This window comes from Ochrobactrum sp. RH2CCR150 (genome assembly GCA_014138095.1).
GTDB lineage: Bacteria > Pseudomonadota > Alphaproteobacteria > Rhizobiales > Rhizobiaceae > Brucella > Brucella gambitense.
In genome coordinates this window covers 156,788-169,537 of sequence record JACGXE010000007.1, presented here as the reverse complement: position 1 = coordinate 169,537, position 12,750 = coordinate 156,788, and the positions used below count along the sequence as shown (strand labels likewise).

The following is a 12,750-nucleotide window of genomic DNA, read 5'->3' as shown; positions in this document are numbered from 1 at the left end:
CGCGCCCCGTTTGCTGGTCCAATTCGGGTTCCCATTATTCTCACCGGTTCGACGCCCGGAATAGACGGTGTCGTCAGATGGAACATATAGATGCCTCACTCACCGATCACGGCTCTGCCGGTTACAATCCGGTCATTGTCAAAGCATTATGGATCAGTTCGCGCGGTTGATGATGTCTCGTTCAACATTCAGGCGGGCGAGTTCCTGACCCTGCTCGGTCCGTCGGGTTCCGGCAAGACCAGTCTTCTGATGATGATTGCTGGCTTTTCCAGACCGAATGCCGGTTCAATCCGTATTGCCGATCAGGAGATCATTCATCTGCCACCGCATAAGCGCAATATCGGTATGGTGTTTCAAAACTATGCTCTATTTCCGCATATGTCGGTTCAGGAAAACGTCGCCTATCCGCTGCGTCTGCGCAAAGTTTCGAAAAACGATGTGGAGACCCGCGTTAACCGTGTCCTGGATATGGTCCAGTTGTCCGGTTATGGCGCGCGGCGGGTCAACGAACTGTCAGGCGGTCAACGCCAGCGTATCGCACTGGCGCGTGCTATCATCTTTGAACCGCGCATCCTTCTCATGGACGAGCCACTGTCTGCGCTGGATAAACAGCTGCGCGAGACGATGCAGATCGAAATTCGCAAGTTGCATGACCGTCTTGGCATGACGACCATTTCCGTCACCCATGATCAGCGTGAAGCCCTCACCATGTCGGATCGGATCGCCGTTTTCTGCAACGGCAAACTGGCGCAAATTGCGACGCCGTCGGACCTGTATGAGAAGCCTGACAGCCGCTTCGTTGCCGAATTCATCGGTGAGACCAGCTTTCTGCCTTTGCACAAAACGCCCGATGGCTTCAGCTACGACAACAAGCCTGTGCGTTTTGCCGGAGACGTATCTGCGCTGGGTAGTGACGCTCTGTTGTCATTGCGCCCGGAACATCTTCGCATTGTCGTTGATGAAGGTCGTGCCGCGCAGAACGGTGACAACATTTTCAAAGGTCTGGTCACCTCATCGATTTATCAAGGTGAGTGCCTCCTCTTCGAAATCATGCTGGATGGCGGCCACAAAGTCTTCACACGTGTCGCGAACCGGTCAGACAATCACGGTTCATTGCCGCGTGCCGGCGAGCGTGTAACGCTCGGTGTTGAAAGAGCGGACACGCGCTATGTAAGAGCGGAGGCTTCATCATGAAGGAAGCCGTCATTTCAGCCCCGATAACGGGCCGTGAACTTGATGAAAACAGCCGTCTCTTGAAAAGGGAAAGACGGAACGAAATCTGGTCGATGCTGGGCCTGACAACGCCTGCGCTGCTGATTGTTGGCGTCCTGATGGTGGCTCCGCTGGTGTGGCTGCTCTCCATGTCGGTCATCGATGTGACTGGCCAGATGAGCCTCGAAAACTATCGACTGTTCTTCTCGGAAGAAGCCTATGTTGAGATGTTTCTCAACACGTTCCGGATTGCGCTGATTGTCACGGTGATATGTGTGCTTCTGGGCTATCCCGTCGCCTATCTGATCTCGATACTGCCGAGCAAATGGGCCGGCCTGTTGATGCTTCTCGTGCTGGTCCCATTCTGGACATCGGGACTTGTGCGTACCTTTGCCTGGCTCATCATTTTGCAGCGCAACGGTGTGGTCAACAAGACGCTTGCCTTCCTAGGCGTCATCGATCGGCCACTCACGCTCGTGCACAACACGACAGGCACTGTCATCGGCATGGTGCATATTATGGTGCCGTTTCTGGTATTGCCGCTCTATGCTTCGATGAAGACAATTGACACCAATCTGATGCGCGCGGCTGCGAATGTTGGATCATCGCCCACCCATGCGTTCTTCCGCATATTCTTGCCTTTATCCATGCCTGGACTTGTTGCGGGCACCGTCATGGTTTTCGTCATGTGCCTTGGCTTCTACATTACTCCGGCACTGTTGGGCGGCGGGAGGGTCAAGCTGATTGCGCAACGCATCGAAGAGTCGATCTCGCTTTATCCTACCTGGGGCCCCGCGGCAGCCCTTGCAGTACTTCTGCTTGCGATGACGGCGCTGTGCCTGTGGATCAGTCTGGTCCTTGTGCGCTGGCTCTCATCAGGTCGTTGAGGTGATATTATGGAATCTCACATCTCACATCGTGATCGGCTCTGGCTCTATATTCTGGTTGGCGCAGTCATCTTCTTCCTGATAGCACCAACACTGATTGTTATCCCTGTATCCTTTAGCTCCAGCACCGCACTGATATTTCCGCCGGCTGGATGGTCGCTGCGCTGGTATGATGCCTTTCTTCATCAGGAAAAATGGATCGATGCCTTGTGGGTATCCCTGCGGGTTGCTTTGGGTACCATGGTGCTGGCAACGGTGACCGGCGTCGCCGCATCTTATGCGCTCAATCAGGGCCGGTTTGGCCTGAAGCACCTCATCCGTACCACGTTGGTCGCGCCGCTCGCCGTACCGTCGATATTAATCGCCATCGGCATATTCTTTGTCTATGCGAGCATCGGCGGAATGCTCAACACGATCTGGGGTATGATACTGGGTCATTCGGTTGTGGCAATGCCATTTGTCATCCTCACGATGACGGCCGGGTTCAGCGCCTATGACGAAAGCCAGGAAATGGTTGCGCGCAGCCTCGGTGCCAATCGCTTCAAGGCCTTCATGACCGTAACACTGCCGCAACTGAAGTTATCAGTGATTACCTCCATGCTGTTGTCATTCCTGATATCTTTCGATGAACTAATCATTTCGTTAATGGTGGCTTCCGGACCTATGTCTACTCTGCCGCGCGTCACATTTGCGACCTTGCGTGATGATGTCGATCCAACTCTCGCAGTCGTTTCAACAGTGATGCTGGTCGTGACTTCGGTGCCCCCATTGTTGCTGCATCTCTACAGTTTGAAGGCTGCAAAGAAGGGAGCTCAACAATGATTGAAACGTTGAATGTCGAGTTCGCTGGCTATCTTTCGTTGCAGCGCGATGGGGCCGTCTTGGTCATCCGTATGGTCAAGCCGAAGGTCAATGCGATCTGCCGGACCCTAAGCCGACATCTGGAAAAGGCTGCATTATATCTTCAGAACGATCCCGATTTGCGCGTTGGTATTCTCACAAGCGGATCTGACAAGGCTTTTTCTGCGGGCCTCGATTTCAATGAGGCGGGTCGCGAAGATCAATCCGGTCCAGGAGCGCTTGAAGGCGGCTTTGGCGGCATCACCACCTTATGGTCTTTGAAGAAGCCCTTGATTGCAGCCATCAACGGTCCAGCCGTTGGCGGTGGGCTGGAACTGGCGCTTGCGTGCGACATGCTTATAGCTGCGGAAAGCGCCTTCTTTCAACTGCCTGAACTGGAGCGTGGGTTATTGCCAGACGGTGGTGGTCTTCAGCGTTTGCCGCGCCGTATCCCTTATCATGTGGCGACCGCGATGATCTGGACCGGCATGCCTATGAGTGCTCAGGAAGCATTCCGCTGGGGGCTTGTCTATCGCGTGACTTCGAAAGAGGACCTTATGGTCACGGCCATGTCGGTTGCCCAACACATTGCGGGAACAGCACCATTGGCACAACAAGGTCTGAAGGAGGCCTTGCGGGCGGCGGACGGTCTTTCGGAACGCGAAGCCATGCATCTGCGCGCCTACGGACGGGCGGATCTGACCATATACGAGAAAATGCTGACATCGCAGGACATGATCGAAGGGCAGCGCGCCTATCTGGAAAAACGCACGCCGCGATGGAGCGGAAGCTAGAGGATCAATAACAACGGAACGTGCCCTCCACTTTTAGGGCAGAAATGGGAAAAATGTATAAGTTTATCAAAGTCGAACGGCACGGCGCCGTTGGGGTGATCGCGCTCGACCGTCCGGAAGCCAGAAATGCGCTTGGCATGGGCCTGACGATTGAATTGCGCAGGGCTCTTCGCGAAGCGGCATTGGACGCCGAGATGCGCGCATTGATCTTGACCGGTCGCGGCGGCGCATTTTCTGCCGGAGCGGACGTCAAGGAATGGGCAACGGGCAAGACCGACTGGCCGGATATGAACTGGGTGGAAGAGTCGCTGCGTCTTGTCCAGCAGGTCAACGACATGCCGAAGCCGGTCATTGCGATGATTGAAGGGGCGGCTGTCGGAGCCGGTCTCGATATGGCCCTCGCCTGTGATTTCCGATACGCATCAAAGACGGCCAAGTTCATCTGCTCCTATACCAATGTCGGCTATAATCCCGACTGTGGTGGAACCTGGCTTTTGCCGAGAATTGTTGGATTGGAGACGGCCAAACATTTCGTCTATACCGGCGAATTGTGGAATGCAGAACAGGCGCTGGATAACAGACTGGTCAGTCATGTCAGTGCGCCTGAGAATCTTTGGGCCGAAACGCTCGCATTTGCACAAAAGCTCGCAAGCGGTCCGACGGTCGCCATCGCGCAAGCGAAGAAGCTTCTCAACGCATCCAATCTTCGCAGCCTGTCCGATCAACAGCTTGAGGAAGTACTGGCCGGGAAAATCTGCGCCAAGTCGAAAGATCATGCAGAAGGTTTGGCGGCGGCCAATGAACGTCGCGCGCCGCGCTTTATTGGTGCATGAGGGGGATAGAATATGGATTTTTCACTCAGTTTCGAACAGCAGGCGCTCATCGATTCCCTGGAAGAGTTCTGCAAAAGAGAACTTTATCCGCATGAAAATATCGTTGAGGAATTGCGTTATGTTCCTGACGAGATCAAGGATGAGATTAAACAGAAGGCGGAGGATGCCGGTTTTGCCGGCATGAATCTGCCGGAAGAATGGGGCGGGCCCGGTCTCGACAAGCAGACGAAAATGCAGGCGGAACGTGTGCTCGGCAAGGTCAGTTCGGCGCTGACCATGTGTATGAACCGCGGTGTCACGGGCATCCTCTTCAAATGCAAGGGCGAGCAGATTGAAGAATATCTGAAGCCTGCGATCCGGGGAGAGCGCAAGGATGCTTTCGCATTGACGGAGCCGGGTGCCGGCTCTGACGCGCGCGGTATCACCACCAAGGCGGTGAAAGAAGGCGATCATTGGGTTATCAATGGGGTCAAACAATTTATCTCCCATGCTGACATCGCCGATTTCATCATTCTGATTGCTGTTACCGGTGTAGATGAGACACCGCGCGGTCGTCGGAAAAGGTTTACATCATTCCTTATCGACAAGTCTCTGCCGGGCGTCCGCGTTGAGCCGATGAAATCGATCGTGACACGCGGTTACAATCCGACCATGGTGTATCTTGAAGATGTGCGCGTGCATGAGGACAAGATACTGGGCGAGGAGGGCAAGGGCTTTGATATGGCCAATGAATGGCTTTATGACGGTCGCGTTGCCTTGTCGGCGCATTGTGTCGGGCGCGCGGAACGCATCTTTGAGATGAGCAAGGAATGGGCTGGCACGCGCAAGGCATTCGGCAAGACCATTGGCGAGTTTCAGGGTGTCGGTTTCAAGATAGCCAACATGGCTGTAGATGTTAGGCTGGGCGATTTGATGGTGAAGGAGGCGGCTTGGAAGATCGAAAATGGATTGATGAACCGGACGGAAGCCTCGATGGTCAATTACTATTGCTCAGAGATGGTTTTCCGGGTCGCTGACAATGCGGTTCAGGTCTTCGGTGGCATGGGGCTTATGGAAGAATTCCCGATACAACGCTTCTGGCGCGACGCTCGTATTGAGCGCATATGGGAAGGAACATCGGAAGTTCATCAGGATATTATCGCCCGGGATCTGCTTAACCCGTATCGACAATAATTGACGCAGGATTTCGTATTTTAGAAGGTAGCTGATGAGAAGACAGAGCAAACCACGGCAGACGAATGAAATCAGGAAGCAGGAGCTGATCATTGCTGCGTTGAATTCGATCATCAAGAACGGATATCTGAATTCGACGATTAATACGATCAGCGATGAATCCGGGTTCTCGCGCGGACTGATCAATCATTACTTTGCCAGCAAAGAGGATTTGCTGACGGCTGCTCATCGCTATTATCTTCAAAATGCGGATGATTTTTATCGTCATCTGATGACCTCGACCACCACTGGCAATTTCCAACGGCTGATTTTTGCCGCATCTGGCCCGTTTCTTCGCGATATCGGGTATCATCCACTGCTGATCCATTACATGAGCGCAGCCTGGGTGGTGCCTGAGATACTCGCACTCCATCGCAGTCTGTGGGGCAAGTACCGGTCGTTTATCGAGCGTCGGCTGCTGGCGGTCGCCCATGACAAGGGTATGGAGATTGATGTGCGGCTGGAAGCCATCACACTGACCCAACTGGCGGATGGCTTGTGGCTTGGTCGTGTGATGGAACAGGCCTACACGGATGAGGAATGCTGCATCATTCTTCGCAGATGGCTTTGTGGTCTGTTCGGTGAGAAGCCGGAGGACTATCTATTGAGGCCGGACTTCGGGGTGGATGAGTTTCCAACATCAGCGCCTTTGCCAAAGAGATTTAATACCTATCCCAACCAATCCGACGGTCACTGATATGTCGCGGAGGCGATAGGGGAGCGTTCACGGGAGGAAAGAATGCTAAAGACCCATGCGCTTGCGCAGGATGGATTCGTGCGCCCAGCGTTGCGAGAAAATTTCAGGCGATTGCTGGCGCCAAAGACCATGGCTTTCATTGGGGGTGGTCAGGTTGAATCGACTCTGAAAACCTTGCGCGAGCAGGACTTTGCAGGCGAAGTTTACGTGGTCAATCCAAAGCGCAACGAGATTGCAGGATATCCATGTGTCGCATCGATTGCCGATCTGCCGGCCTCTCCCGATGCGGTCTTTCTGGCTGTGAATGCCGACGCCACGATTGTCGCGTTGCGGCAACTGGAAGCGCTTAAGGCCGGAGGTGTCGTTTGCTATGCTTCTGGGTTCTCCGAGATCGGCGAAGCGGGCATGGCACGCCACGAAGCGTTCATTGACGCGTCTGGTGACATGGCTGTGGTTGGTCCCAATTGTTATGGCCTGGTCAACTACGTCAATCATGGCAGCATCTGGCCAGCTCTTTATCCGCGGCTCAAAGGCGGCCGCGGTGCAGCCGTTATCTCGCAAAGCGGTAATGTCACAGGGCATCTGGTGTCCAACAGCCGTTCGGTCCCTTATTCCTACCTTATCAGCGCGGGTAATCAGGCTGTCCTCGGCTTTGAAGACTATATTGACTGCCTGATCGATGATTCCAATGTCACCTGTCTTGGCCTGTTTATGGAGGGTATCCGCGATGTGGAAGCCTTTTCACGGGCCTGTCTGCGTGCACGATCAAAGAAGATCCCGGTGATTGTCTACAGGTCTGGCCGGTCGGAGTTGGGCGCGGTCATGGCGGCAAGCCATACCAGCTCACTGGCAGGTCAAAATGAATATTACGAAGCACTGTTCAAAAAACTCGGCGTGCTGGAAACCGATACGGTTCCGCAGTTCCTGGAGATGATGAAACTCGCTTCGATCAGCGAGCCTTTGGGCGGCGATCGGGTTACGGTGTTCTCAAGTTCGGGCGGCGACAACGGACTTGCCGCGGACTACTGCTCGTTCTCAGGCTTGAAACTGCCTCAGCCCGACAAGCATCAGGTTGATACGATCAAGCCGATGTTGCCGGATTTCGGACATGTTTCCAATCCGCTCGATTTCACAGCCGGTTACTGGGGTAGCGAGCCATTGCTCACTCCGATGTTTACAACGATGCTCGAGGGTGAAGTCGATGCCGGAATTCTCGTGATCGATTATCCGCCTGTCGGATCACCCTACAAAGACAAATCAGCTCATCAGGCAATGGATCGCGCTTTGGCTGCAGCGGGACGTGCAACCGGCAAGCCGGTCTTTCACGCATCTGTTAATACTGAGAGCATCCCTCCGGAAGATGCTGCCATGCTCATCGAGCAGGGAATTGTGCCTTTGAACGGCTTGCATGACGCGGCTCGCGTTATTGCTTTGTGGGCCGGGTATTGCGGAATGATCGCAAACGACGTTGCGACCGGATGCGAGAGAAATCCGGTGCCGTCGCGAGCCGGAAAGAGGTCTTTGGATGCTGATGCTAGGGTTGTGCATGAGGCAGAATCCAAACGGCGGCTGAGCGCTTTTGGGTTGCCCATACCGGCGGGATGTGTCGTGTCCCTTTCAGAGATAAGCGCTCTCCCCGAACATTTCGAAAAGCCGGTCGTGTTGAAGGTACTGCATGAAAAGCTGGCACATAAGACCGAGGTTGGTGGCGTTGCACTGAACATCAAGTCGCGCGCTGACGCGATTATCGCTGCCGGGAAGATGGTCGCGTCAGTTGAACGCCACGATCCGTCGATCAGGCTTGAAAGCTTTCTGCTTGAGCCGATGCAGTCCGCGCCCCTTGCCGAACTGATTGTCGGCGTCAAACGAGATCCGCTATTCGGTCAGGTTCTGGTAATCGGCGCGGGTGGCATTCTGGTAGAACTGCTCAAGGATGCGGCCATCTTGCTTCTCCCGGTCAAACGGGATGAAGTGAGATCCGCTCTGCAAAATCTGAAGAGCTTCAGTCTGCTCGACGGTTTCCGCGGGCGACCAAAGGCTGATCTCGAAGCAGTTGTGGATGCAATCATGGCAATCGCCAACTATGCCGACGAGCATCATGAGACCCTGCTTGAACTGGACGTCAATCCATTGATGGTGGGGCCTGATAGTGCCGTCGCCGTGGACGCACTCATAGTAGAGGCAGTTGGGGCTTGACCTAAGCCCCACGCTTGTGGCGGGATACTGTAATCTGGGGTTGGAGGAAACATGACCGATAATAGCTTAACCGGAGCCGAAGCTCTCGTGCATACCCTCGTTGAAGGGAAAGTCGATACGTGTTTTGCCAATCCCGGTACCAGTGAAATGCACTTTGTTGCCGCGCTCGATACCATTCCAGGTATCCGTTGTGTGCTGGGGCTGCAGGAGAATACGGTTACCGGAATGGCCGACGGCTATTATCGTGTGACCCAGAGGCCAGCAGTCACACTTCTTCATTGTGGACCCGGCTATGCGAATGGCATTGCCAATATCCATAATGCAAAACGCGCGGGCAGCGGAATGCTGAACATTGTCGGCGATCACGCGACGGATCACGTCGCCTATGACAGCCCGTTGACGGCGAATGTCGAGGCACTGGTTGGCGGCACGTCGCAGTGGGTCCGCTTTGGGACTGATCCGGCGAAGATTGGTGAGGATGCACTGGCGGGATTGGCTGCCGCATCGTCCGACAATGGCAAAATAGCATCGCTCGTGCTTCCAGCGGATGTATCCTGGAGCAAAGGCGGTGTGATCGCCCGGGATTACACAGCCGGAAATCCCGAGCCATTCGATGACGAGGCCGTCAATAAGGTGGCCAAAGCGCTTGGTTCAGGAAAGAAGGCGCTGTTACTGCTCGGCACGGCAGGGGTAGCCGCTGATCTACATCCAGTTCTTCATGGAATATCCGTCAAGAGCGGCGCAACATTGATGGGAAGTCCGATGATTGCGCGACAACCCAAAGGACGGGGACGCCTGGACCTGTCAGCGGTACCTTATTCGGTCGCAGATGCGGTTCACACGCTTGAGCCTTTTGACATTGTTATTCTGGTGGGATGCCCGCCGCCGGTCGGATTTTTCCGCTATCCGGGACTGCCCAGCCTCACGCATCGAGAAGATGCGGAAGTCCTGACATTGTGCACGCCCGGCGAAGATGCCCATGGTGCGCTTGTGGCGCTGGCTTTGCGCATCGAAGCCAGCCCGATAGATGTACCCGTTCAAAGTGAAGTGTTGCGTAGTCCTCAATCCGGCCCGATTACGCCGGAAGCCCTGGCCCGGATTGTGGCCTCGCAGTTGCCGGAAGGTGCAATCGTTATCAACGAGGCTTTGACTTCGGGCGGTGGGTTTGAGGCGGTTATGCCCTTGGCTGCGCGATGCGACTGGCTGGCTGTCACTGGTGGCGCTATCGGTGGCGGCATTCCACTCGCTACGGGTGCAGCTATCGGCGCCCAAGCGATGGGTGATCCCGATCGGCGCGTGATCACTCTGCAAGCAGACGGTTCCGCAGCCTATACATTGCAAGGCCTGTGGACGCAGGCGCGCGAAAACTTGCCGATCACAACGCTTCTCCTCAACAATAGGTCCTATGCGATCCTGCTCGGTGAGTATACCAAAGTTGGCGCAAAGCCGGGTGAGACGGCGCGGGATATGATGAGCCTTGACAGGCCCGAGCTTGACTGGGTTTCTCTGGCCCGGGGTTTTGGTGTCGACGCCGTGTCGGTTTCAGACAATGCTGCCCTCGCAGCAGTGCTGAAATCGGCCTTGTCCAAAGACGGCCCAATGCTGATCGACGTTCGTTTGTAACGCGAATACGCTGATGTCTGGCCTGATGCCCGCCTCACAGAAATATGAACGCAATCTGCTGAGTTACTGAAGACTGCGTCGCGACCGTCACCCAGTGCAAGATAACACCAGAATAAACAGTGATTACATATGCATTTCGAAAGCGCGGGTACCGCTTTTCACTTGGAAGACTTCGGTTGCGTGACCTGAGCAGCCGAAGTCCGGTTGCCAAAAAACCATAATTGCTCCACATAGATTGTAACTGAACATTTTCGCGCTGAACAACAGGTCAACTCTTGAAACGTCTAAAATTTGGTTCTCTTTGCCTTTTCCTGGCAACCGTCTCTCCTGCACTTGCCTTTGAGGCCGGTTCACCGCCGGCGCTCGAACCGCAACCGCAGCAGGTTGAGGCTGCGCACCTGACCGCAGAATTTCTGACGCGTTTTCATTATAAGCCTGTGCCGCTCAACGATGCTCTGTCCACCAAGATCATGGACCGGTTTATCAAATCGCTGGACCCGGATCGGCTGATCTTCCTTAAATCGGACGTTGACGGCTTCATGGCCGACAAGTCCAAGATTGACGACGCGATCAAGCAGGAAAATCTGAGCATCCCGTTTTCGATCTTCAACCTGTATGAAAAGCGCATTACTGACCGCATGACCTATGCGCGCAGTCTGCTCAACACGAAGTTTGATTTCAGTGAGCAGGAAACCTATCCGCTTATGCGTGACAAGGCGCCGTGGCCCGCGACAGACGAGGAAAGCAAGGATCTTTGGCGCAAGCGCGTCAAGAATGACTGGCTGCGCCTGAAGCTGGCAGGCAAAGACGATGTCTCCATCCGCGATACGCTGGAAAAGCGCTATCAGAACTCGCTGGAACGTATTTACAAATACAAAAGCGACGACGTTTTCCAGATGTTCATGGCGGCCTATACGACCTCGGTTGATCCCCATACGGATTACTTCGGGGCAAGTGCGTCTGCCGAATTTGATATATCGATGAAGCTTTCTCTTGTTGGTATCGGCGCGGTGCTGCAGGAGAGGGATGATTACATCACGATCCGTGAACTGGTTGCCGGTGGACCGGCTCAGGTCTCGGGCAAGATCGCAGTCGGTGATCGTATTACCGGTGTTGGCCAGGATGAAACCGGGCTGATGAAGGAAGTGGTCGGCCAGCGCCTCGATGAAGTGGTGCAGTTGATCCGTGGCGCCAAGGGCTCTGTGGTGCGTCTGGATATTCTGCCTGCCAATGCAGGACCCGACGCAAAGCACCAGATTATCAGTCTGGTCCGCGACAAGATCAGCCTTGAAAAGCAGGCTGCGCAGAAATCGGTTCTCGATGTCAAAGACGGCAATGCTACCCGCAAAATCGGCGTTATCACGTTGCCCGCTTTCTATGAAGATATCGAAGCGCGGAGAAAAGGTGACAAGGATTATCGCAGTGCCAGCCGCGATGTCGCAAAGCTTATCACCGAGTTGAAAGAGGATAAGGTCGACGGCATCCTGTTCGATCTTCGTAACAATGGCGGCGGCTCGTTATCGGAAGCCATTGAGCTGACCGGTCTTTTTGTCGGGAAGGGACCTGTGGTTCAGCAGCGAAACGCTGACGGCAAGGTCAAGGTGGAAAGCGACGATCTTCCGACCCCTGCATGGCAAGGGCCGCTCGGCGTGCTGATCAATCGCGGTTCGGCATCCGCATCCGAAATCTTTGCCGCAGCGATCCAGGATTATGGCCGGGGCGTGATTATCGGCGAACCGAGCTTCGGTAAAGGCACCGTGCAAACGGTGGTCAATCTTGACGAGGTCGCGCATAATCCCGAACCTAAATTCGGTGAGCTGAAACTGACGATCGCCCAGTTCTTCCGTGTGAACGGAGGCACGACGCAGCTGCGTGGTGTGACGCCGGATATCAGCCTGCCCGGACTTTTTGATCTCAAGACCGTTGGCGAGTCGAGCTTCGACAATGCCTTGCCGTGGAGCGAAGTGAAACCGGCAAAATACAAGCGCCTTGGCGATATCAAGTCCTTGTTGCCCCAGCTGCAGAGCCTTCATGATGCCCGCATAAAGGATGATCCTGAATTCCAGCAGTTTGTGGAAGATATCGCTGTATTGAAGACGCAGCGCGAAAAGACCGAACTTTCTCTCAATGAAACGGAACGCCGCAATGAAATGACGGCGGAAGAAAACCGTCTGAAGTCGCGCAAGAAGTCCGATGATGGTTTGAGCAGCAGCGCCGATGATGGTCTTCAGTCCAATGAGCGGAGCCTGAGCGCGGATATTGCCATTGAGAAGACCCGCAAGAACGCCAAGGATGTTCTGCAGACCGAAGCGGCTGGGATCGTTGCCAATCTGTCCGATCTGCAGGCCGGAGCCAAGGCAGCGGCGAAATAGTCGAAGCAGAATTCGCCCCTATGCGGAGTGCTTCGCATAGGGGCGAATATCGGTCCCGGACCATTCAGGCCCGGATGGCTGCGG

Annotated in this window: 10 protein-coding genes; all 10 read left to right on the top strand. The window is 54.8% G+C overall.

Annotation, left to right across the window (positions count from 1 at the left end; translation table 11 throughout):
• Positions 1 to 90 precede the first annotated feature (90 nt).
• The gene (locus FHW03_RS16055) at positions 91 to 1,194 is read left to right on the top strand and encodes an ABC transporter ATP-binding protein (protein WP_182521543.1); all 1,104 of its coding nucleotides are present in this window, start codon (positions 91 to 93) and stop codon (positions 1,192 to 1,194) included.
• A complete protein-coding gene (locus tag FHW03_RS16050) occupies positions 1,191 to 2,099 on the top strand; it encodes an ABC transporter permease (protein ID WP_182521542.1) in 909 nt (302 codons plus the stop codon). Before FHW03_RS16055 ends, FHW03_RS16050 begins: the two co-directional genes overlap by 4 nt.
• Positions 2,100 to 2,108: 9 nt before the next feature.
• Positions 2,109 to 2,921: an ABC transporter permease gene (locus FHW03_RS16045; protein ID WP_182521541.1), complete on the top strand. Its 813-nt coding sequence runs from the start codon at positions 2,109 to 2,111 to the stop codon at positions 2,919 to 2,921.
• Positions 2,918 to 3,733 carry an enoyl-CoA hydratase-related protein gene (locus FHW03_RS16040; protein WP_182521540.1) on the top strand — a complete coding sequence of 272 codons (816 nt, stop codon included), beginning with the start codon at positions 2,918 to 2,920 and terminating at the stop codon, positions 3,731 to 3,733. Before FHW03_RS16045 ends, FHW03_RS16040 begins: the two co-directional genes overlap by 4 nt.
• A 53-nt stretch (positions 3,734 to 3,786) precedes the next feature.
• Positions 3,787 to 4,566 (top strand): enoyl-CoA hydratase/isomerase family protein, encoded by a 780-nt coding sequence (locus tag FHW03_RS16035; protein ID WP_182521539.1) that lies wholly within the window; start codon positions 3,787 to 3,789, stop codon positions 4,564 to 4,566.
• A 12-nt stretch (positions 4,567 to 4,578) separates the two neighbouring features.
• The gene (locus FHW03_RS16030; RefSeq protein WP_182521538.1) at positions 4,579 to 5,739 is read left to right on the top strand and encodes an acyl-CoA dehydrogenase family protein; all 1,161 of its coding nucleotides are present in this window, start codon (positions 4,579 to 4,581) and stop codon (positions 5,737 to 5,739) included.
• A gap of 34 nt (positions 5,740 to 5,773) precedes the next feature.
• On the top strand, positions 5,774 to 6,475 hold the full coding sequence (locus FHW03_RS16025; RefSeq protein WP_182521537.1) for a TetR/AcrR family transcriptional regulator: 702 nt from the start codon (positions 5,774 to 5,776) through the stop codon (positions 6,473 to 6,475).
• Positions 6,476 to 6,517: 42 nt separating this feature from the next.
• Positions 6,518 to 8,671 carry an acetate--CoA ligase family protein gene (locus FHW03_RS16020; protein ID WP_377514994.1) on the top strand — a complete coding sequence of 718 codons (2,154 nt, stop codon included), beginning with the start codon at positions 6,518 to 6,520 and terminating at the stop codon, positions 8,669 to 8,671.
• Positions 8,672 to 8,722: 51 nt separating this feature from the next.
• Positions 8,723 to 10,294 (top strand): acetolactate synthase large subunit, encoded by a 1,572-nt coding sequence (locus FHW03_RS16015; RefSeq protein WP_182521536.1) that lies wholly within the window; start codon positions 8,723 to 8,725, stop codon positions 10,292 to 10,294.
• Between the two features lie 275 nt (positions 10,295 to 10,569).
• The gene (locus tag FHW03_RS16010) at positions 10,570 to 12,666 is read left to right on the top strand and encodes a carboxy terminal-processing peptidase (protein WP_182521535.1); all 2,097 of its coding nucleotides are present in this window, start codon (positions 10,570 to 10,572) and stop codon (positions 12,664 to 12,666) included.
• The last annotated feature ends 84 nt before the right edge of the window (positions 12,667 to 12,750 follow it).